19 protein-coding genes are annotated in these 25,404 nt (G+C 42.9%); 8 read left to right on the top strand and 11 right to left on the bottom strand.

The genetic code is table 11. The annotated features are described in order from the left end of the window. Positions 1 to 30 precede the first annotated feature (30 nt). The 9 genes from VYM24_RS16700 to VYM24_RS16660 all read right to left on the bottom strand — a co-directional run bounded on the left by VYM24_RS16700 (position 31) and on the right by VYM24_RS16660 (position 11,392). A complete protein-coding gene (locus VYM24_RS16700; protein WP_009132126.1) occupies positions 31 to 696 on the bottom strand; it encodes an ABC transporter ATP-binding protein in 666 nt (221 codons plus the stop codon). 174 nt (positions 697 to 870) lie between these two features. Continuing rightward, positions 871 to 2,157: an ABC transporter permease gene (locus tag VYM24_RS16695; protein WP_291548484.1), complete on the bottom strand. Its 1,287-nt coding sequence runs from the start codon at positions 2,155 to 2,157 to the stop codon at positions 871 to 873. Positions 2,158 to 2,163: 6 nt separating this feature from the next. Then, on the bottom strand, positions 2,164 to 3,453 hold the full coding sequence (locus VYM24_RS16690) for an ABC transporter permease (RefSeq protein WP_291548483.1): 1,290 nt from the start codon (positions 3,451 to 3,453) through the stop codon (positions 2,164 to 2,166). Positions 3,454 to 3,471: 18 nt separating this feature from the next. Beyond that, entirely contained in the window at positions 3,472 to 4,767 is a 1,296-nt protein-coding gene (locus VYM24_RS16685; RefSeq protein ID WP_330940446.1) for an ABC transporter permease, read from the bottom strand. Positions 4,768 to 4,772: 5 nt separating this feature from the next. Then, the gene (locus VYM24_RS16680; RefSeq protein ID WP_330940445.1) at positions 4,773 to 6,089 is read right to left on the bottom strand and encodes an ABC transporter permease; all 1,317 of its coding nucleotides are present in this window, start codon (positions 6,087 to 6,089) and stop codon (positions 4,773 to 4,775) included. A 21-nt stretch (positions 6,090 to 6,110) separates the two neighbouring features. Beyond that, positions 6,111 to 7,370 carry an ABC transporter permease gene (locus tag VYM24_RS16675; protein WP_330940444.1) on the bottom strand — a complete coding sequence of 420 codons (1,260 nt, stop codon included), beginning with the start codon at positions 7,368 to 7,370 and terminating at the stop codon, positions 6,111 to 6,113. Between the two features lie 3 nt (positions 7,371 to 7,373). Continuing rightward, on the bottom strand, positions 7,374 to 8,645 hold the full coding sequence (locus VYM24_RS16670; RefSeq protein WP_330940443.1) for an ABC transporter permease: 1,272 nt from the start codon (positions 8,643 to 8,645) through the stop codon (positions 7,374 to 7,376). Between the two features lie 53 nt (positions 8,646 to 8,698). Then, positions 8,699 to 9,946: an efflux RND transporter periplasmic adaptor subunit gene (locus VYM24_RS16665; protein WP_330940442.1), complete on the bottom strand. Its 1,248-nt coding sequence runs from the start codon at positions 9,944 to 9,946 to the stop codon at positions 8,699 to 8,701. A 519-nt stretch (positions 9,947 to 10,465) separates the two neighbouring features. Continuing rightward, complete coding sequence (locus VYM24_RS16660) at positions 10,466 to 11,392, bottom strand: glucosaminidase domain-containing protein (protein ID WP_330940441.1); 927 nt, start codon at positions 11,390 to 11,392, stop codon at positions 10,466 to 10,468. A gap of 98 nt (positions 11,393 to 11,490) precedes the next feature. Between VYM24_RS16660 and cdd the strand changes: the two genes are divergently transcribed. Next, positions 11,491 to 11,970, top strand: a complete 480-nt coding sequence (gene cdd, locus VYM24_RS16655) for a cytidine deaminase (protein ID WP_291548466.1) — start codon at positions 11,491 to 11,493, stop codon at positions 11,968 to 11,970. 12 nt (positions 11,971 to 11,982) lie between these two features. On the opposite strand, the gene VYM24_RS16650 is transcribed toward cdd, so the two are convergent. Then, positions 11,983 to 14,112 (bottom strand): ATP-binding protein, encoded by a 2,130-nt coding sequence (locus tag VYM24_RS16650; RefSeq protein WP_330940440.1) that lies wholly within the window; start codon positions 14,110 to 14,112, stop codon positions 11,983 to 11,985. A gap of 365 nt (positions 14,113 to 14,477) precedes the next feature. Between VYM24_RS16650 and VYM24_RS16645 the strand changes: the two genes are divergently transcribed. The 7 genes from VYM24_RS16645 (at position 14,478) to nudC (ending at position 23,111) form a co-directional block, all read left to right on the top strand. Then, a complete protein-coding gene (locus VYM24_RS16645) occupies positions 14,478 to 16,082 on the top strand; it encodes an ABC-F family ATP-binding cassette domain-containing protein (protein WP_330940439.1) in 1,605 nt (534 codons plus the stop codon). Positions 16,083 to 16,345: 263 nt separating this feature from the next. Next, the gene (locus tag VYM24_RS16640) at positions 16,346 to 18,739 is read left to right on the top strand and encodes a TonB-dependent receptor (RefSeq protein ID WP_330940438.1); all 2,394 of its coding nucleotides are present in this window, start codon (positions 16,346 to 16,348) and stop codon (positions 18,737 to 18,739) included. A gap of 67 nt (positions 18,740 to 18,806) precedes the next feature. After that, the gene (locus VYM24_RS16635) at positions 18,807 to 19,880 is read left to right on the top strand and encodes a sensor histidine kinase (protein ID WP_330940437.1); all 1,074 of its coding nucleotides are present in this window, start codon (positions 18,807 to 18,809) and stop codon (positions 19,878 to 19,880) included. Then, positions 19,877 to 20,929, top strand: coding sequence for a sensor histidine kinase (locus VYM24_RS16630; protein ID WP_299093974.1), 1,053 nt, complete (start codon positions 19,877 to 19,879; stop codon positions 20,927 to 20,929). The genes VYM24_RS16635 and VYM24_RS16630 overlap by 4 nt, the downstream gene beginning before the upstream one ends. Then, a complete protein-coding gene (locus VYM24_RS16625) occupies positions 20,926 to 21,648 on the top strand; it encodes a LytR/AlgR family response regulator transcription factor (RefSeq protein WP_299093972.1) in 723 nt (240 codons plus the stop codon). The genes VYM24_RS16630 and VYM24_RS16625 overlap by 4 nt, the downstream gene beginning before the upstream one ends. Positions 21,649 to 21,709: 61 nt before the next feature. Continuing rightward, positions 21,710 to 22,204: a GNAT family N-acetyltransferase gene (locus VYM24_RS16620; protein ID WP_299093970.1), complete on the top strand. Its 495-nt coding sequence runs from the start codon at positions 21,710 to 21,712 to the stop codon at positions 22,202 to 22,204. A gap of 103 nt (positions 22,205 to 22,307) precedes the next feature. Continuing rightward, entirely contained in the window at positions 22,308 to 23,111 is an 804-nt protein-coding gene (gene nudC, locus VYM24_RS16615) for an NAD(+) diphosphatase (protein WP_299093968.1), read from the top strand. Between the two features lie 479 nt (positions 23,112 to 23,590). Here the strand turns inward: nudC and VYM24_RS16610 are convergent, their stop codons facing one another. After that, the gene (locus tag VYM24_RS16610) at positions 23,591 to 25,333 is read right to left on the bottom strand and encodes a phospho-sugar mutase (protein WP_299093966.1); all 1,743 of its coding nucleotides are present in this window, start codon (positions 25,331 to 25,333) and stop codon (positions 23,591 to 23,593) included. Positions 25,334 to 25,404 lie beyond the last annotated feature (71 nt).

Here is a 25,404-nt window from a genome sequence, read left to right as displayed (position 1 = left end):
CTTTCATTTTTCATTCTTTCATTTGCTCCGTCATTCCACCTGACGACCGTCGAAGAAGCGTACTGTACGGCTTGTTTGTTTGGCCTGTTCTTCATTGTGAGTTACCATCACGATGGTGCGTCCGTCCTCCTTATTCAACTGATGCAGTAGTTCCATTACCTCAGCACCCATCTTAGAGTCCAGGTTACCGGTCGGCTCATCGGCGAGGATTATTTCAGGATTACCAATAATGGCACGGGCAACAGCTACACGCTGGCACTGACCACCGGAAAGCTGTGTCGGCATGTGGCGCATACGATGGCTCAAACCCACCTTTGCCAACACCTCTTCTGCCAAACGGCGGCGTTCTTTAGCGGACACCTTTCTATATAATAAAGGAAGTTCTACATTATCGAGTACATTCAATGAGTTAATCAAGTGGAAAGACTGGAATACAAAACCCAACTTCTTGTTACGGAAAGCAGCCAGTTCCTTATCCTTCATACCATCCGTACGGGTACCGTCAATCTCAATAATACCACTGGTAGGGGCATCCAAAAGACCTACAATATTCAACAACGTAGATTTTCCGCAACCGGAAGGCCCCATAATACTGAGGAACTCGCCTTTCTCTACTTCGAGGTTCACATTTTCCAATGCCACGGTTTCAATCTCATTCGTACGATAAATCTTGTTTATCTCAGTCAATTTAATCATAATGGTAAGTATTTAATTGTTATTAATTGATTCAATTCGCTATTTATTTGTTCTTCACATATATTAATCAAATGATATGCCAAAAAAGACATATACTCATTATCAGTCAATTAAGTTCACAAGCATGTGTCCGAAAATGAACACTCTGTTCGTTTTCAGTTGTCCGCTTCTGTCTTATTCATCACGCAAAGCCTCAGCAGGTAATATCTTCGCTGCCCGGGTGACGGGTGCATAAGTGCCCAATAAAGCAATAATGAGCAGTATCACATAAGTCAGTATGCTGACTATTAAAAAATGCGTATACGGCTGATTTTGCCAATAAGCAGGATTTCCATTCTCAGTAGGATTGGCAAAGCCCACTGCATAAACACGATGAATTGTCAATGGCAGAGATACGATAAATGCCATCGTCACCAGCAACCATGCTTCCATAAGGAACTGATTGCAGATACCTTTTTGGGTAGCCCCCATACTTCGCATCAATCCGATGTCCTGTCTCCGCGCATTGCAACGTATCCAGAATGTGCCCACCATACCGAGGAATACACACAACAAGGCAAACCCCGCCAGTGAATATTGCAGACGCAAGGTATTCGTCACTCCACTTTCATTTTCATATTTACGACGGATATCTGTAAAACGTCCTAACTTCGTAAAATAGAAATTACCGACGTTGAGTTGTGGAACTACTTCCGCTTTGAAACGTTTCTCAAAAGCAGCAACATCCACATTCGGCTTTAACCGGAAAGTCACCATATACATCCACTGAATCCAACTGTGACTTTCAATTTTGCCTCTTACCTGTATCAGCAAATTACCCGGTTGTTCATTAATCCGGTGTTTATAGTCCTGCAACACTCCCATCACCTCATGGAAAGTACTATCACCATATCTCACTTTCTTGCCTACTGCATCCGTGGTGCCAAAAAGCTCCTCTGCCATACGTTCGGAGACAAATACTCCCTCTCGGGCGGCACAATCTTCGAGCAAAGACATTACCTGCCCATTCTTGGCATCCTTCATGCCAAATGTGCGAAATACATCGCCACCTTCTGTCTGTATGAATTGGTAATATTGCGAATGCACCTTCAATGTGTCATTAAAGTATTGTCCGCCATTCCACGAATTACAATTTGGAAAACTTGCATTAGTCACCAAGGCAAAACTTTCCACTTCGGGACAGTTCTTCACCAGACGGGTGATGCGATACAGGTTTTCCTGTTTGATGGCAGTACTGTCCTGCGTCTTGTCATAGTTGCCATGCTGTTCGTCATAGTAGTCCATATAAAGAGCGTATGCCCGTTCCTCATCATAGCCGGGAGCAATAGCGAGATTAGACGTCAACACATAAATAGGATCAATTACCGTCCAGAGGAAAAAGCTCACGATAACCAGTTCTACAAATATCCATCCATTCTGCCGACGTTGATTCCATAGCTGGTGTCTTATTATCTTCATCATAGCATATTAACGTTTAGAGTTCAACGATTGAATAATAGTACGGCGCAATGCCCATACCGCAGGAATAAGCGCGGATATGAGATTAAGCAACACACAAAGTCCGAATGCCGTACAGAAAACCATCGGATTGAAAAGCATCTCGAATGAAAGGAAAGGAGTCTTCTCAACATCCGTATAACTGTCAAAAAGGGTCAGTATCCAATCGCTTGCCGTCAGCACAATCAGATAAGAAATCAGCAGGCCGAGCAAACCGCCGATGCAGGTAAGCAGAAGATTTTCCCACAGCACTTGTCCGATAAGACTTCCGTTAGTTGCACCATAAGTTTTGCGTACACCCAACTCAGCAAGTCGTTCATCCATACGCGAAGACATCATACCGCTCAGGTTCATGGCAGGAATGAAGAGCAGGGCAAGCAACATATAAAGATATACTCTCAACTCGGCTGCCAAGTCAGGAGCTCCGCAAGAATTCACCCGGAATGTACTGGTCCAGTAATCATCGGGTTGATCCATAAGGTCGTTCATATATTTAGGAGCTGCAAGATTAAACTTCCTGAACACCTCACGTACTTCTTCTTTCAGGGCTTCTTTATCCGTAGCAATAGGAGCCGTCATGTATATTTGCGTATTACCTACCAATTTTCCGGTATTGTCTGATACAATCCAGGAATTAAGCGTTATCGGCATCCACAAATCGCCAACGGAAGAAGGTGTAGCGGCAGAAACATCCTCAACCACACCACAAATCCGGTATTCCTGCGCATCCATCTTAAAACGTCTGCCTACCACATCATCCGCAGCAAACAACCGCCTTGCCAAACTTACCGGAACAACCACTTCCCTGCGTTTTGCATCGACATCTGCTTGTGTGAAAGGCTTGCCGTACAGGAAACGAAATGTAAAGACCTTCCAAAATCCTGCATCCGTATAAAGCGGAGCGATACCGACAGGTTCATTGTTATCCGGAATTTCCACATAATTTTCGCGATAGTTACTTGATGTGGCACCGATAGCATCCAGGTGTGGCAAATCCTGCAACATTTTCACTACATCGTAACTGACACCGGAGCAGTTCCAGCTCTTATCATCATTCTTGGGATAAGATTTCATCATTTTCAGCACTATCATCCGGTCACGGTTATACTCCGGATATATAGCTGCAAACTTTACGTAGAAGATGATAAACATGGTCATGGTGAGAGCTATTGAAAGCCCTGTACCCACCACATAGATACCGGTAAAGAGACGATGCTGCTTTATCAGCGTCCAAGCTTGTTTCAGATAAAGTTTAATCATAGTACAGTCATATTTTTATTATTCGTCACGTAATGCCTCTGTTGGTGGGATACGGCTAATCTTGCGGGCAGGAATATAAATCCCGATCAATACCACCGCCAACAGGATAAAGAAAACGATGAATGACACGATGAGGAAATGCTGCGTGAAATCCATGATCCAACATTCATCAATAATCTGACTCCAGTTGTTACCTCTTTCCAGTCCTTCTTTGACAGCATATTGCAAATAAAGCAAACAGCCTGTCAATACAGCTACAAACGTCAGCACTATTCCTTCACCCATCAACAAGCGGACAATATATCCCGGCGTACCGCCAAAGGAAAGCATAACTCCCACTTCTTCGCGGCGAGTGCGTGTCTGTAGCCAGAAAGTACCGATAACACCCAAGCAAAGATTAATTAAAAAGAATCCCGCCATTGCCAGATTACGACGATACATTGGTGTAACATCATAAGACTCATTTTTCGTTATCAATGCTTCATAAGACCGAACGTTACGGGCAAAAAGATTACCGGCCCGCAACTCTTTCACCATCCACGGTTGAAAATCATGCAAGAAACGCTTCATACTCACATTCTCTTTCAGACGAAGCAATATCCGCATATCATCGTAAGCATCTTCCATATCGATAGATATCAAAGGACGGAAAATGACAGGAGCCGGACGGGAATCGCTGGTTGCCTTAAAGTTTTCCACTACACCGATGACCGGTGAATAAATTGTATCGTTCCCCTCTTTTGACCAACAACGCTTATTACCCGCATTTTTAGTATGGAACAAATGTTCAGCCGTATTTTCAGTCATTACGATGTCATCTTCCGTATAGTCATAATCCGATAATTCCGCAGGTGTTCTGCCTTGTCCGGAACGAAAGCCATAAGTTTCGAAGAAATTCGTATGAGGTATAAACTCCATAATCATTACCGGCAAATCCAAGGTATCACCTTCCGCACGGATAGATGTATTGGCATTCCCCGTCGAATTGGGATAAGCGAAACCCAATACCGGAGCAGTTGATTCTATGCCAGGATAGTCCTTTACCAATTGTGTCAGATTGAAGTAAGATTTCATAATCATGGCCGAATCCTCAGCCTCTTCATCATAACCGGGAGCTTGTGGCTGCAAGGTGCTGAGAGTAACAAGACAAAGGCGGTCAGTATCATAACCCAAAGGAATACTACGGTCATACGTCATCACGATAACCGGGTCAAGGATAATCCACGTAACAATACTGACCAAAATCAATTCCGCCAGTAACCAGCCATTACGGTGACGGCGTGCCCACAGGTTCTTTAATATAAGTTTCAGCATAGTCTTTATCTTTTTTCATTCAATGAATACACAATCGGCTTCCGTAATGCATACCATGCCGGAATCAATGCTGATAATAAATTCAGTAAGATACAGAACAAAAGAGCAACAGCAAATACTATCGGAGCAAACAGCACCTCACCGGAAACCAGTACATTCACTCCTTCCGGAACCGGTTCGGCCCAGTCTTCCAATATCATAAATACCCACTCACGACAAGTATACAGAGCGAACCACGCCAACAATAATCCCAATACACCACCCAACAACGTCAATAAGAGATTCTCCCACATCACTTGTGAAAGCAATCCGCCACGGCCGGCACCGAATGACTTACGCACTCCCATTTCCGACAAGCGGCTTTCCATACGGCTCGCTATCATTCCGCTCAAATTCAAGGCAGGAACCAGCAGGAGCACCAGCAATATCAAAAGAAGATAGCGTATCTGTGCCCATACACCAGTAGTCATACTAGGATAAGGTTTAAACAATCGCTGCAAATGGGAAGTAGGTTGTTCCCAAAGATTCACCTGCCATTCATCCGCATGCAACAGATTTTCCTTACGGACAATTTCCTGAATTTCGGCACGCAACGCTTCGGCTTGCGCATCGTCCTTTACAAGAAAAGTAACGCCAAATGCACCTAAATAAGGTATTCCATAATTGGAGTCACGATATTTAGGAATTACACTATAAGGAATATAGACTTGCGCATAAGAATCCGAAGTCAGGTAACTTGCACTACGCACAACACCACAAACGCGATAATTGACATAATCCAAACTGAATGAGCGTCCCACTACGCCTTCAGTCGTACCAAACAAACGACGGGACAGCTCTTGTGTTATAACAGCCGTGCAGATACCGCTTTCAAGATCGGATGCAGTAAAAGGCTTACCTTCCGAAAAATAAAATGGATAGATACGAAAGAAATTCGGGTCAACCAGCTTTAATTTTACAGTGAAATCCCCGCTGCGATCAGACGGTTGAATATAATTGTTATCTGCACTGTTATACATGAAACCTGAAACAACCTCAGCATTCTTCAACGGATAAAACCACTCTTGCAATGCCTGATAGGAAACAGCCCATTGAAAAGTCTGCTTATTTGGCTCCACTCCTTTTTGAAATCTTGCTGAAGTCAGATAAAGCGTTTGCATGCGATTCACCTCCGGATAAACCGGGGCCACTTTGACATAGTAAATCACAGCCACAATCATAGTCATAGCAATAGCCAGACCTGTACCAACGATATAAAGGGTACTGAAAAGCGGATTCTGCTTCAACAAGACCCACGCCTGCTTCAAATAGATTTTTATCATCCCTGAATATATTACGTTTGTTTATTCGTGATGCAATGCTTCAGCCGGTTGCTCTTTCATAATCCAGCGTGCCGGCACTGCAATGCCCAACATAATCATCGCTGCCAAAATTCCCAATGAAATAGCAAATTCTACAATCCAGCGACCTGCCGTATAAGGAACTTCCGCACTCAGTAAATCCATATGGCGAAAGTTAAGTACAATAATAACTATAGGAACCAAAGCCAGCAACAGAATCAATAAGCCCTCCGCATTGAGCCAAAATACAACCCTTCCCTTTGATGCGCCGACCGCCATACGCAATCCCGTTTCCGAACGGCGTGCCTGCGTACGCATCCAGAAAGTCCCGGTAACGCCGAAAAATACATTCAACAATAGGAAAGCTACAATGAGTTGTACCATTTGCCAGTCCGTTACTACATAATCTATACGGTCGGCACGCATCTCTTCAAACCCTGTTACGGCATTTACATAGATATTGCCGGACGTCAACCGTTCACCCAAAGAGGCAAGCCATTCTTCCATCTCAGCCTGTGTCATATCACGCTTCATGCGTAGAGAATATTCCAATGAAGAAGGACGATACCACTCGAAAAGCTCCTCCATCGTAGAACCGGAAGCTTTGATATAAAACGTGGGAGTAGCCGGTTCAAAATCATTCTCACGAATAGTGGGTGCAACAGCCAGTACAGCTGCATCATTCAGTTCCCCGGTATTCACCAACCGGCCGCGTGGCTCCTTCTCGCCAAAAAACTTTTGCGCCACCTTCTCTGTTAGGATAACCTCATCCTTTGCCGGATTTTCCAGCTCGCGGATATGCTTTCCGTTCACGTCATGTATGCCGAAAACTTCAAAGAAACCAGCATCACCCAGTTGGCGGTGTAAAGATTCGGAATAAGCATTGATGCTATCCGCTCCTGCCGGTTCGACATTCGTCCACGAATTGCCCTGACTGTATGGGCAACTGTAAAAGCTACATCCCACAGCTTCCACCTCACCGGTATTCATCAACCGCCGGGTCAGTTCCGTGATGCGTTCCCAACATTTGGCTCCACGCTCATCCTCGCCTGTATAACCTTCGTTACCGGGTTCCGTTTCCTCCAGATGAAGCCGCCAGCAACGATCGATGTTATAACCTAAAGGCTCATTATAAAGAGTATATTTGCTGTAACCGGCATCCGTAATCATAAAGATAGCCAGCAGAACCAATGTCAGTTCGGCAAATATCCAGCCATTCTGTTTGCGCTGGTTCCATATCAGGGTGATGAGATGACGTATCATGGGTTATTCTTGATTATTCAATGATTTAACAATGTTATACTTTCCGGCACGCCAGGCAGGAATACCGGCACACAGCAGGTTCAGCAGGAAGATGAAAAGCAAAGTTACCAGAAACGTTTCCGGACGTACTAGCATCTCTACATTGAATTCCGTACCCGATGGGAAAAAGATGTCACGCGTCAGCAACAAGACACCAATGGAAAGCACCAATCCGAATATACCGCCAATAAAAGTGATAATGAGGTTTTCATCGATAACCTGACGGAAAACATTACCCGCAGTTGCTCCAAATGCTTTGCGGACTCCTATCTCTGCACGCCGCTTACGAAAGTTAGTCAGCGTTATACCAATCATATTGAGCGCCGGAAGCAATAACAGGAAAAATACGAAACTGCCTTGCCGCAAAAACCAATTGCCATAGGGGATATCATTAACAAAACCATTATTATTGGTAACCACCAGGTCCAGGTTACTCATCGGCCCGTTAAAGAAGCTGACGCCATATTCCGACGTATTCGCATTCAATTGTTTTGCGGCCTTTTCCACTTCCGCACGAATAGCGGTAAAATCGTCGGTACTATGTGCCAGCATCACAATATTAAAAGACCCTACCAGTGCCTCATAAGCATTGGCAGCCGTTTCTGTGCCGGCACTGGAATTATAAGGCAACCATATATCCGAATAAGCATAACGAGCAGTGCGGGGCACATTCTTCACAACACCGCATACCGTATATTCTGTACGATTGATAAGTAGACGTTGACCCTGCGCCTCTGTTTTCCCAAAAAGTCGGCGTGCCAGTTTCTCACTGATAACTGCTTTGCGGATGCCGCTTTCATTGTCTTCATAGGTAAAAGGAGTACCATCTAAAAATGTATAATCGAATATTTTCCAGAAGCGGTCGTCTGTATAAGTAGCCCGATATTTGGTAAAGGTACGCTTGGCAACCGAACTGACGGACACCGTGTTACGGGCATAACCACTCACCTCCTGCGGAGTCTTCAGATTATAGAAAAGCTCGCGTACTACCCGTTTTCCCATTCCGCCATTGTTCCAGTTTCCATCATTACTCTTCATGAAAGCACGGGTTGCAATGATGTGCAACATCCGTCCGCGCTCCGTCTCCGGTGCATATTCAGCCAGACGCACCTGTATCACAAGAATAATCATCATTACAGCGGTAATGGCCAATGCCGTTCCTGCAATAGAAAGCCCGCTAACCAGCGGATTTTCTTTCAGCAGGCTCCACGCTTGCTTTAAATATATCCTTAACATATCTTTCTTATTTTCAATTACTCCGAAAGGCACTTGTTACTTGTAGCTCATAGCTAATTCAACTTCAGCTTATTCTTATTTTTATACTGGCTCATGTCGCTCACTACCACCTGGTCACCTGGCTGCAAGCCACTGATAACTTCCACAAACTCAAAGTTACTATCACCCAATTGTACTTTACGTTTCACGATTTCTTTATCAGAGTCGCGTACAAAGAGGTCATACTCGCCACGTCCTACATAATAAGAAGCATTAGCGATACGCATCACATCTTCTTTCACGGCATTCATCACATACACATCCGTCTTCAGTCCCGAACGCAAACGGCGGTTATTATCCTCATTCAATTGTACGGTGAAAGAAATCACTCCATTCTTTGACAACGGCGTCACACTGCTAACTGTACCTTCCAGTTTCTCACTGCCAATCTTCACAATCGCTTTGCCACCGGCGGCCACACGGTCACCATACGTATCTGCTATTTCACCTTCCACCTTGAAATGGCTAAGATCAGAAATCACGGCAAGCTGGCTTCCCTGAGAAACCTGTGCGCCGATTTGGTTATTAATATAGGTAAGGATAGCTTTGCGTGGAGAACGAACCTGTGCATCATCCAGCGTACGCTTCATCTCGGCAAGGCCTTTGCGGAAAATGCTGAAATCCAACTCCTGAACTTTATATTCGGCAGCAAGCACTTCTTTCTCATTATCATATTGTTGTTTCAGTTGTTCGTATTCCAACTGGGCTACGTTATAGCTAAGTTCTGCCTGACGCACTTTATCCGTAGTTCCCGAACCCAAGCTGTCGAGGTACTGCTCATTACGCAATTCCACTTTTTTACGGTTCAACTGCATGGCCGATACTTTAATTTTCATAGCCAGATCATTCAGTTTGGTCTGATTATTCACCCGAAGTTGATTCAACTTATAGCTGCGCATCTGCTCTTCGTCCAGCAATTTCTTGTAGTCCGTCTCCACGCTCTGCAAGTCAAGTTTCAAGATCGGTGTACCTATATCCACACTGTCTCCACCTTTCTTATATATCTCGACAATTCGGGTATTGATAGGTGAATTGATGATTTCCTCAAAAGCGGGCACCACTTTTCCTGATGCACTAACACTGACTTCAATCGTACCCTTATCAACCGTAGAAAACACCAGATCTTTTGTTTTCACTCCCGTACGCATAAATGAGATGAGTACGCTGATAACGATTACACTTGCCACGCCGATGCCACCGTAGCGAATAATTTTCTTGTTGCGCTCTTTGTTACGCACTTCTTTCGGAATTTCTCTGTCCATGTTGAATATTGAGTTATTTATTATTTTATCAGTTTTCAACCTGTTCCGCTTTTAAAAACGAACAGGCATATTATTCACATTATTTATATATACTAAATGCGTGCCAAAAATGTAAGCAACTGAAAACAAGACGATAGAGAAAAAAACATAGTGTCCGATATCGAACACTCTGTACATTTTCGGATAAACCAATAAACCTTTGAATGGCAACGAAGCAAACTAATATCGGAGACACTACAAACTAATATCGGAGTGCCTACAAACTAATATCGCGGATACTAAAAAATATTCTTACCACATATATTTTTCTTTCTTACAACAACTATAAAAGTATCATACAATAATTATAGAAGTTTCTTACAACAAATATTGTAAGAATAATAATTAGGCAAGCAATTATTAGTTGGATGCGGTGCGGAAATTAGTTGAAGGCGATGAAAAGATTAATAATTAGGGGAATAGAATCTAACCCGTAACAAGTAGATTCTATTCCCCTTTTATGCCAATCGGAAATTTCTGTTATCTCAGCCTCAACCTGTCTCCCACTTCAGGAATATACTCAGCGTCTTTGCGGTTCATCTTATACAGATTCTTCAAGCGTACGCCATACTTTTGAGAAATGGAATGCATGGAGTCTCCGTCTCTCACAATATAAACAGTATACGGTTTGGAAGCTTTCTTCTTTTTCGCTTTCAGATAGATAATATCACCGGCTTCCAAAGTGTAATCTTTATGCAGGTCATTATACTTCACCAGTTTCTTCCAGCTAATATCGAACTCTCCACCCAGAAAGCGGAAAGTATCGCCATCACGAGCCACGACATAAGCTATGTCATTAGCTATATATACCTGATGCGGATTAGCCAGCCAGGGTTTCTTCTTCAACTCCTTTTCCCACTTACGGGCTTCACGCTTACTCATGCCACGACTGTCATACTTATAAAGGTCATAATCCTCTATGATTGTTATCAGTCGATTAGCATAAGAGGGATCAGTTGCATATCCGGCTTTCTTCAGACCGCGCGCCCAACCTTTATAATCTGTAACTTTCAGATCAAACAGGAAAGCGTAACGCGCACCCCTTTTCAGAAAAGCGGAGTGATCTTCATAAGAGTCCCTGGGATTGCTGTATGCACGAAAACATTCATTGCGAGCATCATCATCATGACGCACCGTACGTCCACGCCAGTTACTACCGCATTTAATGCCGAAATGATTATTACTTTTGCGTGCCAGTGCGCTCTGTCCGGCACCGCTTTCAAGAAGCCCTTGTGCCAGGGTAATACTGGCAGGTATCTTGTGTTCCTTCATTTGTTGTACAGCAAGCGGAGCATACTTCTCTATATATTCCACGTAACGGGTATTCCGGCGCTGCGCCTGGGCGGCAACGGTACAAACCAGAAGTGCCAGGATTACAGTGAGTCTGATAGCGTTAATTCTATTCATATCAGTAAAAGTTGAGGTACAAAAATCTTAAAAAGAATTGGAATTACCAATCTCTTTTCTAACTTTGTAACATTAATTACAATATACATCACTGCCTTATGAAAGATTTGACCTTACAAATTGACATTAAAATATACGATTATAATGAATTAAGTGATGCTGACCGCCAACTGATGGATGCCGCACGCGAAGCTACCCAACGCAGTTATGCCCCCTACTCGCACTTCTCCGTGGGTGCCGCTGCACGTTTGGCAAATGGTATGGTTGTCACAGGTACCAATCAAGAAAACGCAGCTTATCCATCGGGACTTTGTGCCGAACGTACTACCTTGTTTTATGCAAACTCCCAATATCCCGATCAGGCAGTAGAAACACTTGCCATTGCTGCACGCAATGAACGGGATTTTTTGGATGATCCGATTCCACCCTGTGGTGCATGCCGTCAAGTGATGCTTGAAACAGAAAAACGCTTCAAACAACCGATGCGCATTTTACTCTTCGGGAAAAAGGGTATTTACGAAATGAAGAGTGTAGGCGCTTTGCTGCCTTTGTCATTTGACGCATCTTCTATGGAATAATACTTCCAAAACTTATTTCTCTATCCATTTACTGACCATCCTGCGCAACTCGAGTGGCGAAACAGGTTTGGTCAAAAAGTCATTGCAACCCACATTGAGCGCCAATGCCCTATCATCGTCATAAGCAAATGCCGTAAGTGCTATGATGGGCATCTGAGCACCGCCTTCCCTTAACATAACGACTGTATCTATCCCGTTCATACCCGGCATCTTCATATCCATAAAAATGAGATCAGGAGCTTGAGTATTGAAAAGGTCTATAGCTTCATTGCCGTCATGTGCTCTCAGCAGACGGTAATCCTTCCTGAGAAGCGCCTCGATCAACAAATAGTTACTATCTATATCCTCGGCCACCAGAAGTAGAGGTTTATAGTTCCTTGGAACAATCTTTATAGCTTGCTCTCCACCCTTTGTTGCAGCATCCGAATCCAATGAGGCATCGAGTGTATACGGATGTGTAAACCAGAAACACGAACCTTCTCCTTCACGGGAGTTTACTCCAATCTGTCCTCCCATCCGTTCTACTAAACTCTGACATATAGACAAACCAAGACCGGCACCCTGTGAAAAAGAGTCGAGTTTTACAAAACGACTGAAAATCTCATGCTGCTGTTCAGCAGGAATACCTTTACCGGTATCCGTTACACAAAAATGCAGCAGACCGTCATCTTTCAATCTATAAGAAAGAGTAACCGATCCCTTGGTTGTAAATTTTAAAGCGTTGGTTATGAAGTTAGAAAGCACCTGCATAATTCGATTCTTATCGGCATCAACCATTATCTGAGGTGAACTTTCGTCAAAACGTAACACCACCGCCTCATCATGTTTTTTATGCGAGCAGGTGGAAATGACTTCGCGGCAAAGTCGGGCCACATCCACTCTTGTTATAATAAGCTCTACCGTACCGGCCTCAATTTTAGAAATATCCAAAATATCAGAAATAAGATTAAGCAGCAGTTCGTTGTTCTCCTCTACCAGAGACATGTACGATTCACGCTCATCATCATCGGCTTCGGCAAGCAGACTTGAAAAGCCCACGATAGCATTCAAAGGAGTGCGTATTTCATGGCTCATGTTCGCAAGGAATGCTGATTTTAGTCTATCCGACTCTTCCGCTTTTTCCTTAGCCAGAATCAACTCCAGTTCTACCTGTTTACGAGTAGTAATATCAGTGGCCAATTCCATGATTGCCCATCGTCCGTCGAGCCATTTTATCGCCATACTCTGGATGGTATACCAACGTTCGGTAATTGGATTATAGTCTTCCCAGAAATGAACACCTGTAAATTTGCGATCAGCATCGAGCAACTGTGGTTTCGGGCAATGCGCACACAATCCATTCAACCCTGCATTCAGCATTTTCCAGCATTCTGCATTTTCCGAAACCTGTCCGGCTTCTTCCCTGAAAGGCTTATTTGCAAAAAGCACCTTCTGTGTATCATAATCACAAACAAAGATATTGGCATTGATATTATCCAATACCTTTTGCATGGTTCGCTGAGACAATTGCAGGGAAGTTTCTACTTGCCAGCGTTTCGTAGCGGTAGATACAATTTGCGATATTTGGCTCATTAGTTCCACATCTTTTTCGTCCCACTGCTTATTCCAGCAAAAGTTAAATGACAGGAAGCCAAAATGCACCCCTAACTGTGACAAAGGAAAAACAGCAATAGCTTTTACACCCTGAATTTCAAGCATCTGAGTAATAAAGGGATCGAGTGAATAAATATCAGACGTACAGATAATATGGTTTTCTTCGAGCATGTCAAACCAAGGCTTCCCCGCTTCAATAGTCATACTCCGCAAGTAATCTATAGCCGGTTCAATACCATCGTTACACCATTCATTGGTACATCCGTACGTAATTCCGTCAAGGTGGTTTTCCCATGTTGCCAAACGATCAACACCAGTATAACGACCGATTTCTGCAAGTGCCATATTCATGGCTGTGGGAATATCTGGTTCCAATTGAAGTATTTGCAGTACCTTAATAAACAACGCCTGCCGCCGGTTGGTTGCTTCCAGATTCTCTTGAATGGCAATCAGGTCTTTAGATTTTTCTTCGACCATTTGTTCGAGCCGGGTACGGTACTGTTCCAGTTCCATACCGACTTCTTCTTGTTCGGAATCAGTAGATTTCATATTTGATCGATAACTGTAAATTGAATAAAATGATTACTTGAACTCTAACGAGCCACATCACACATTTTGCAAATATATGGATTTATTTTACAAATAAAAATTTTCCTATAAAAAGCTATTTCCAAAAGAAATGTTTATCTTTGCGCCCACTAACTAAATAATTGCTACGATGAGAATTTCTAAGTAAAGACAAACATTTCGGTAAACATCACTTTTCACATGCTTTATAATTCAGAATGCTGAGCATCACAAACGTGAATGTTTAGCCAATACTGTGTTTGTCTATTCCCTCCAAAATCGAGATTTTATTGTATCAGAAGTCCTTTTGATACAGTGTATTCACTTCTTTAAACACAGTATTTACCATGAGTATTATTATCAGAGATCTTAGTTATGTCCATTCCGACAAAGAAATCCTGTTCCAACATTTGAACCTCATTATCAATCCGGGGAATAAAATGGCACTGACCGGAAACAACGGTTGTGGAAAATCCACTTTAATGAAGATTATTGCAGGAGATTTATCCGCTACAAAGGGAACTGTCAGTCGTCCGGAACATCTTTACTATGTGCCGCAACATTTCGGGCAATATGATGATCAGACTATTGCACAGGCTTTAAGGATAGATGACAAACTAGAAGCTTTGCATGCCATCCTGAATGGAGATGTATCCGAAAAACATTTCACCACACTAAATGATGACTGGAATATTGAAGAACGTACCCAAGCTACCTTGTCTGCTTGGGGAATGGATAGTATTCCCCTCTCCCGCCTGATGGACGGATTAAGTGGAGGAGAAAAAACACGTATCTTCCTTGCCGGTATGGAACTACACTCACCTACCGCTATTTTACTGGATGAACCAACAAATCATCTAGATACAGCAGGAAGACAACGGCTATATGATCTTGTACAGCGTACTCCTGCCATTGTACTTGTCATCAGCCACGACCGGGCTTTACTAAACCTATTACCTACCATTTGTGAATTATCTTCTACCGGACTGACTTTCTATGGTGGCAATTATGATTTTTTTAAAGAACAAAAGGGTATCCGGTTGAATGCTTTGCAAGAACAATTAGAAGAAAAGCAAAAAGCTCTGCGACTTGCCCGAAAAACAGCCCGTGAATTGGCAGAACAGAAGGCAAAACAAAATGTACGGGGTGAGAAAGCTGCCATCAAAAAAGGAATCCCCCGTATTATGATGGGTGCCATGAAGAACAGAGCGGAAGTAAGCACTAATAAACTGAAAAGTATGCATACTGAAAAAGCGGAAAAGTTGCAACAGGACATGCAGAACATTAAGAGTGCTTTACCTCTTGCAGAGAAATTAAAAACGAATTTCAATGCTTCCACCCTGCATGAAGGTAAGATATTGGCTACTGCAAAGGAACTGAACTTTCAATATCCGGACGCTCCCCAGCCTATGTGGAAAATCCCGTTGAGTTTTCAGTTACGGAGTGGCAACCGCTTCTATATTGAAGGCAATAACGGCAGCGGCAAAACCACATTGTTGAAACTGCTTTGCGGAGATCTTTCTGCCGTCAGCGGAACACTTGACCGTATTGATTTCAGCACAGTTTATCTGAATCAGGAATATTCTCTTATCCATAATGAATATAGTATTCTGGAACAGGCGGAATATTTCAATCGGCGCCATCTGCCGGAGCATGAGCTGAAAACTATATTGAATCGTTATCTCTTCCCGGCAGCTACATGGAACAAGTCTTGCAGATTACTTAGTGGTGGAGAAAAGATGCGCCTTTCCTTCTGTTGCCTGATGATTGCAGATAATACCCCGGATGTTTTCATACTGGACGAACCGACCAATAATCTGGATATTGAAAGTATCGAGATCATTACAGCAACCATCCGGGACTATGCAGGAACGGTAATTGCCATATCACATGATAAGGAATTTCTGAAAGAAATAAACTGTAAATCATGGGTTAAGTTAGGAAGCAAATAGCTTACTACCTTTTTTTCTCTTACTTACTACGAAAGATTTACCAGTTGTACAACTTATACAGCCCGGGTTATACAACTCAACACGTATGAGTTATACAACTGGTAAGGCTTTTGTAATAGATAAGACAAGAAGGAGCCATAAGTATAAAGGTTCTTCCGCTAAATCATAAAGTTTCGTCTACAAAGCCATCCGGTTCGTCTCAAATAAAAGAGTAGCGTATTGCAGAGCCCTATCTTTGTCGCATTAAACCAAAAACGATAAAGATGGATAAAACTAAAGCATTAGTAATAATTGCATTGCTAATTTCAATTTGCTCTTTCGGAAAAGAAGTTTCTAATATCCCCGGACAAGCATCGGTTGATAATGAGAATATCCCACAAAGTAGTGAACGCCCCGTACAAACGCTGCGAGGAGTAGTCAATGACCGGGCATCAGGACATCCTATTCCGTATGCTACGATACAGTTGACGGATATTCCGGGATTAGGGATGATGTGCGATAGTCTCGGACGTTTCGTACTTCCAAAAGTTCCGGTAGGCCGTCATTCTGTACAAGCCTCTTTCATGGGATATGAGTCAGCGACTGTACGGGAGATTCTGGTGACTTCCGCTAAGGAAGTTTATCTGGAAATAGCTTTGCAGGAAAGCGTAAACGAACTGAACGAAGTAGTGGTCCGTGCGCACAACCGGAACGAAGCCATGAATAAAATGGCCGTCGCAGGAGCACGTATGCTCAGCGTGGAAGAAGCGAGTCGCTATGCAGGTGGATTTGATGATCCGGCCCGACTGGTCGCTTCATTTGCCGGAGTAACGCCAAGCGTTTCCAATAATGGTATATCCATCCACGGTAATGCCCCGCATTTATTGCAGTGGCGACTGGAAGATGTGGAAATTCCCAATCCAAACCATTTCGCAGATATCGCCACTTTAGGAGGTGGAATTCTGTCCTCACTCAGTGCACAGGTTTTAGGAAACTCCGACTTCTTCACAGGTGTTTTTCCGGCAGAATACGGCAATGCTGTTTCCGGTGTCTTCGACATGAAACTACGCAACGGAAACAACCAGCGAAATGAAAACACATTCCAGGTAGGTATCATGGGAATAGATTTCGCCTCCGAAGGTCCGTTAAGCAAGAAACATAAGGCTTCGTATATCTTCAATTACCGCTACTCCACTACAGGATTACTGAACGTTGACTTAGGTGGAAAGATGGACTATCAAGACCTGAACTTCAAACTAAACTTCCCTACCCGCCACGCAGGTACCTTTGCCGTATGGGGTACTGCATTACTTGACAAATACAAAAGCTCACTCGAAAAGAATCCGGATAAATGGGATTACCTGGAAGATGCCGGACAGGGACGTTCTACGCAGTACATGGCAGCCGGAGGTGTTACCCATCGCTACTTCTTTAATGAAAACACGTTGCTGAAAACCACACTTGCCGGAACGTATTCCGACCAAGAGGCCATACAAACCACTTATGACAGAGAATTTAATCCTTCACCTAACATCGATCAGAATAGCAGAAGCACAAACCTGATACTGACTTCGTCACTGAACCGGAAAGTAAATAACCGTTTTACCAATAAAACCGGATTAACCTTTACACAAATGTTCTACAACATGAATTTAGAACTCGTTCCATTCATTGATCAACCGTTGGAAACAATCTCAAAAGGAGACGGAAACACCTGTTTGATTTCAGCCTACAACAGTTCTGCATGGGGAATAAACGATAAACTAAGCCTGAACTTCGGCCTGCACGGACAATTACTCACACTGAATAATCGTTGGACCCTTGAGCCACGTGCCAGCCTGAAATGGCAAACAAATACTCGGACTTCCTTTGCTTTGGCTTATGGTATGTATAGCCGTATGGAAAAAATGGACGTTTACTTTGTAAAGACGCAAAGTACCGGTGACCGATCAGTAAACAAAAACCTCGATTTCACCAAAGCACACCATCTGATGCTTTCATTCGCCTATAAGGTTTCAGAAAATACAAGTCTGAAAGTGGAACCTTACATTCAGTTCCTATACGATGTGCCTGTCATGCGCGATAGTTCTTTTTCAGTACTTAACCGAGATGAATTTTTCGTGGAAAATGCTTTAGTGAACAAAGGACGAGGGCGCAACTTCGGTGTAGACTTCACTTGGGAACGAGCACTGAACAAAGGCCTCTACTACATGATAACTGCCTCCCTATTCGATTCTCGTTATTGCGGTGGCGACGGTGTCTGGCACAACACGCGCTTTAACCGAAAATATGTATTGAACGGGCTAATCGGCAAAGAATGGATGCTGGGACGCAACAAACAAAACATTCTCAGTGTCAACCTGAAGCTCACTTTGCAAGGCGGAGAACGCTATGCTCCGATAGATGTGGAAGCAACGATGGATCATCCCGATAAAGAAGTGCAGTATAATGAAACGCGGGCATATTCCATTCAGCGTTCTCCAATGTTGATTGGTAATTATACAGTAAGCTACCGCATCAATAAACGACATGTATCTCATGAATTCTCCGTGAAAGGCCTCAACTTTACGGGCAGCAAAGAGTTCATCCAGCATCTTTATAATATAAAAACAGGAAAGATAGAGGCAAGTGAACAGAAAACAGGTCTGACCAATATCAGCTACAAAATAGAGTTTTAATTTAGGATAATCCAGTGTTTTATATGAATTTATTCTATCTTCGTCATCTCAAATGAAAGATACTTCCATGAAAGTAATACCTATTATAGGCAATGATAATTCTTTTCTATACCGCTTCCTCGTCAGTTCGCGCTTCCGGGTAGCCAGACATATCACTGTCATCGCGGCACTACTTGTCATAGCCTGTAATCTGGTATTATTCAGTTGTCAGGGCTATATAGAGATGTTGGGTAAGTGGACCTATCTTCTTATCTTCAATATGTTTCTGCTCTATGGTTCCATTTTCTACTTCAATTTGCTCTATCTGGTACCCCGTTACTTGCTCAAACAAAGATATCTGACATATATTCTTTCCCTCTCAACTGCTTTAATCGTAGTTTTTATCTTTCAAGCTACACAGGAGTATATTGTATCCGATATCTTCTTAGTTCCTAACATTTATGTCGGATACTCTAAAGTGGCATTTGTAATGGACTATCTTTCCTCTTTCCCACTAACGCTCCTTAGTATCATGGGCGGTGGCATGACTGTCTTGCTGCGGCTTTGGATACTGGAAAACCAACGAGTGATGCAATTAGAAAAAATCAGGTTGCAGTCTGAAATAGGACATCTGAAAGAACAACTTAGTCCTTCCATGTTATTCCGGGTACTCCACTATTCAGGAGAACAGGCATTGGTAAATCCGGGAAAGGCTTCAAAAATGTTAATGAAACTGAGCCAGATACTCCGGTATCAGTTGTATGACTGTAGCCGGGAAAAAGTGTTGTTAAATACAGAAATCAAATTCCTCACCAATTATTTGGAACTGGAACAACTTGTCTCCGGCAAATTTGATTTCCACATGAACGCATCGGGAGAGACAGGACGTACTTTTGTATTCCCATTGCTTTTCATCCCTTTTATACAGTACACCGTAAAACAAATCGAAACACAGGAAGAATATCCTGCATCCATTGGCATCCATCTGCACGCAGAAGATGAGAATATTCAGTTTAACTGCCAGATATCCATACCTTGTTTGGAACCGGAAATAGAATTAAATAAAATCCGGCAACGTCTTGATTTGCAATACGGAGAGAACTACCGGCTGGAATTAACCGCCCAAAGCATTCAGCTTGAATTGAAAGGAAGTGGAAAATGATCAATAACCGTTTTACCAATTTCCTGCTTGCTCCACGTTATCGGACGGCAAGGCATCTGTTTCTGCAATTCGTGGTATTTATGATTACAGTAAACATACTTTGGAATGTCCCCATGCGACCACTCAGCTTTCCTCAAAGGTTGCTGGGATGGGCCATCTATTTTATTTCCATTGATGCAGTTTTCTATATCAATCTTTATTGGCTATTCCCTCGCTTCCTGATGAAAAATCGCCTGTTGATATATGCCCTCGGTGTATCCGGAGTTAGTCTGATAGTCATTATAGCTGTAGCCATATTCCAAATTTTCACCATCGACATTTCTGTTCCCTCATCCGATAACGGTCTATTGCCTATCGTGGTAAATGCCATATCAGGAGTATTAGCCATGGGATTTACCGTAGCCGGAATGTCCGCCATACTCCTACTCCGCCACTGGATACTCTATAACCAGCGTGTAGATGAGATCCAATCTGCCACTCTGCATTCTGAATTGAAGTTTCTCAAAAACCAGATAAATCCTCACTTCTTATTCAATATGCTGAATAATGCCAATGTACTCATTCGAAAGAATCCCGCAGAAGCATCTAAAGTATTATTCAAGCTTGAAGATTTATTGCGTTACCAGATGAATGATAACTTCCGCGAACATGTACCTCTCCGCTCCGATGTCCGTTTCCTGAACGATTATCTGAATCTGGAAAAAGTACGGCGTGACCACTTTGACTACAATATCACAGAGGAAGGTAATATCAATGGCATACAATTGCCGGCCTTGCTATTCATTCCTTTTGTAGAGAATGCAGTGAAGCATAATTTCGATAGTGAACATCCGTCATACGTTCACCTTTTCTTCAAGGTTGATGATAATCAATTGGAATTCCAGTGTGAAAATTCCAAGCCTGCCGTAGCAACAGGCAAGAGCCGTGTAGGCGGAATCGGACTAACAAACATCCGACGTCGGCTCGAACTCTTATATGTCGGTCGCTATTTACTGGAAGTGTCCGAGACAGAAAACAAATATGTAGTAAATTTAAAGCTGAACTTATGAATTGTATTATAATAGATGATGAACCCCTGGCACGCGAGGCTATGGAAATGCTGGTAGAAGAAAATAAAGAGCTTTGCTTACTGAGCATGTTCAACAATGCAGTGTCCGCCGCACGGTTTATGGAAGAACATTCTGTCGACCTAATCTTTCTGGATATCCAGATGCCCGGTATCACCGGCATAGAGTTCGCGCATACTGTCTCCAAACGAACACTTATCATCTTCACCACTGCCTATACGGAATATGCACTGGATAGCTATGAGGTCGATGCCATCGACTATCTGGTCAAGCCGATAGAAGCAGAACGTTTCCAAAAAGCTGTGCAGAAGGCTCTCTCCTATCATTCATTATTGATGAAAGAAGAGAAAGAGGCCATCGAAGCCAATGTATCTTCCGAGTATTTCTTTGTCAAGTCCGAACGGAAATATTTCAAAGTAAACTATGCCGATATTCTCTTCATCGAAGGATTGAAAGACTATGTAATCCTTCAATTACCGGAGCAGCGCATCATAACCCGTATGAATATGAAAGGTATCTCCGAGCTCCTGCCCCAGAATATGTTCCTCCGTGTAAACAAGTCCTATATCGTCAATACCCGCCACATCGATTCATTTGATAACAATGACATCTATATAGGCAATTATGAAATTGCCATAGGCAACAGCTACCGCGATACATTCTTTGAAGAATTTCTAATGAAAGGAAAAAGAAAAGGATAATATAAAAAATAATGATGTACATTTGCATTCCGGAATTAAGCAACTTAACAGGTTTACAGATATGATACAAATTCGTCCCAGCCAACTTTCTGACTTAGACCGCCTGATGGAGATATTCGATCATGCCCGCAAGTTTATGGCATCCGTAGGAAACGGAAACCAGTGGATCAACGGCTACCCACAGCGTGAACTGATTGCCAAAGAAATCACCGACGGACATTGTTACGCATGCGAAGATGAACACGGAAAAATCATCGGAACATTTTGTTTTGTTCCGAGTCCCGACCCTTTTTATGCCATTATTGAAGATGGAGCTTGGCTGAATGATGATCCCTATTATGTGATTCACCGTATCGCTTCCGACGGAAGTTACAAAGGCATTGGCGATATCTGTTTAAATTGGTGCGCCAAGCAATATCCAAGCTTACGTGCGGACACACATAAAGACAATATCATCATGCAAAACCTCCTTGTACGAAACGAATTTATCCGTTGTGGGACGGTTTATGTCTCAAATGGGACGCCCAGAATTGCATACCAGAAAATATCACGATAATCTTCGAATTTTTTCTGCTTTTTTGAGAATAACCGCCTAACTGCTATGGATGCAGGATGCATATAGCTAATATATAATCTTTTAAACAGATATTTTATCAGGAATGGAGAATAGTAAAAACCAGAGCCCTACACAGTGGTTCGTCTTTTTCAAAGACCAACTGTTGCTGAAAAAAGAGAAAACAGAAAAAGGAGAGATTAAATACAGTGTACCTTATGGTACAGAACCACCGTTGGCCCCCGGCTCAGGTAGTACGATCCATGAAGTCTTTCTGCCCACGGATGAAATGGTACATGCATTCGCCATTGAACAGCTTGTTACAGAAACAGAAGAATGGGCTATGGTCAACCTCCGGGGGTCCTACGAATACATCACTCTGGACGAATATAAAGCTGCCGGAAAAGCATATCAGATACTGTATTGGGATCAGCACAGCCGTTTTTGTCCTGCGTGTGGTATGCCTACGGAACATAAGACCCCTATCATGAAAAAATGCCCTTCGTGTGCTTACGAAATATATCCACCTATTTCTACAGCTATCATTGTACTAATACGCCGCGGGGAAGAAATCTTACTGGTGCATGCCCGCAATTTCCGCGGAACATTCTATGGTTTGGTAGCCGGTTTCCTCGAAGCAGGAGAAACTCTGGAACAATGCGTACAACGCGAAGTGATGGAAGAAACCGGATTGCGAGTGAAAAATATCACTTATTTCGGCAACCAGCCCTGGCCCTATCCCAGCGGACTGATGGTAGGCTTCATTGCTGATTATGAAAGTGGGGAAATCAAGTTACAGAAAGACGAGCTCAGTGCCGGAGCATTCTATTCAAAAGAAAATATGCCGGAAATCCCACGAAAACTGAGCATAGCACGAAAGATGATAGACTGGTGGCTAAGCAATAATTAAAAGACGGAAATCATTCAAATAAAAACAGATTGCGGAGGACATGCATTCAACAAACGAACAACTACGAATGAAACGACTCTCATTCACATCAACCAATTAGCATGCAACCGCAATCTGTATATTTTCTCATCTCCCGGTCATTCGACCTTCATCAAGTAATTCTAAAATATATCCATCAGAAAAAAAGGGGATAGTAGCAATTTATCTCAACCGATGCTTTCACTATTGAAAACGCTCTTACGCCACTAATTGCTAAAATCCCCTTTTTATCATCCTAATGGATATTACTAAGGTTTAGGTTAGGTTTATACGTTGCATATAAAACGGCATTTAACAGAGAATGATTTCAGAGTTGACTTAAAGAAAGCAAAAGAACCTTAAAACGGGAAGAATGTCCACGCTAACGGATAAAAAACAAAAAAGGTGCAACCCTTCGCAGGATTACACCTTTCCTTCTGCCTTACAGCAGTTTATCTTTCTCAGATACCAAGTGACTTACGTACTGCCACCACTTTCTCTTCTGCTTCAGCATCAGCACTGGCGTAGCATTTCGGGCAACCCATTTCGCCCTTCACCTCGATATAGAACTTGATTTTCGGTTCTGTACCCGACGGACGAACAGAAATCTTTGTACCGTCTTCCGTGAAATACTGAAGAACATTTGAAGTCTCCGGCATATCCAGATCAACAGCATTTCCCTGAGCATCGATCATCTTCAATGTCTTATAATCCTTGATCAATTTAACAGGTGAACCTCCGATTTCTTTCGGCGGGTTAGCACGGAAGTTATCCATCATGGCTTTGATTTCATCCGCACCGCTCTTACCGGGTTTCACTACGTTTACAGTCGTTTCTTTAGAGAAACCATACTCTACATAGATATCCATCAGCACATCATACAGCGTCTTGCCCTGATCCTTAGCCCAGGCACAGATCTCAGCCAACAATGAACAAGCGGAAACGGCATCTTTATCACGAACAAAGTCTTCTGCCAGGAAGCCGTAGCTTTCTTCACCACCACCAATATATTGCTGCTTACCTTCGCTCAAACGGATTTCACGTGCAATCCATTTGAAACCAGTGTAGCAATCACGCATTTCAATCTTATTCTTATCAGCGACAGCTTTAATCAGTTCAGTAGTTACAATGGTCTTCACAATAAAATCATTCGGCTGCATCTTACCCATTGCAATACGATTCTTGATAATGTAATACAAGAAGATCAGACAAGTCTGGTTACCATTGATAAGCACCCACTCACCTTTATCATCTTTGCAAGCCATACCTACACGGTCAGCATCCGGGTCACTGGCCATTACAATATCGGCATCGATCTTCTTCGCCAATGCGATAGCCATAGAAAGCGCCTCAGCATTTTCAGGGTTCGGAGATACCACTGTCGGGAAATTGCCATCCTTCACCATCTGCTCGGGTACGCAATTTACATTCTCAAATCCCCATTCTTTCAGAGAAGAAGGAATCAGCACACGACCTGCACCATGCAAAGGAGTATAAACAATGCTGAGATCTTTCTGACGCTTGATAACTTCCGGATCTATAGAAATAGAATGAACCATATCCAGATAGATCTTGTCTACATCAGCACCAATTATCTGAATCAACTCTTTGTTACCTTCAAACTTGATATCATCAACAGTCACCTTGTTTACTTCGTCAATGATAGCGGTATCGTGCGGAGCAAGTACTTGTGCGCCATCATCCCAATAAGCCTTATAGCCATTGTATTCTCTCGGGTTATGACTTGCCGTGATATTGATGCCACTCTGGCAACCGAAGTGACGGATAGCAAAAGAAACTTCCGGTGTAGGACGCAAATCGTCGAAGAGATATACCTTGATACCGTTTGCAGAGAAGATATCTGCAGAAATCCGGGCAAACTTGTCGCTATTGTTACGGCAGTCATAACCTACCACAACGGAAATCTGCTCTTTGTCCTTGAAACACTTATTCAGATAGTTGGAAAGGCCCTGTGTTGCAGCACCTACGGTATAGATATTCATGCGATTGGTTCCAGCACCCATGATGCCGCGCAGGCCACCCGTCCCGAATTCCAAATCCTTATAGAAACAATCTATCAACTCAGTTTTATCTTCGTTTTCCAACATGCGTTTTACTTCAGCCTGAGTTTCGGCATCATAAGCCGGGGTGAGCCACATTTGGGCTTTCTCAGTTACCTGCTTGATAAGTTCCTGATTTTCCATACAATTATTGTTATTTTAGAGGTTAAAATATATCTGTTATTTGGAAGACACAAATGTAGGCGAATAAGTTC

It is taken from the genome of Bacteroides sp. MSB163, from assembly GCF_036416795.1.
GTDB lineage: Bacteria > Bacteroidota > Bacteroidia > Bacteroidales > Bacteroidaceae > Bacteroides > Bacteroides maternus.
Note: the sequence above shows the minus strand (reverse complement) of the source record. Positions and strands in the feature narration are given on the sequence as shown.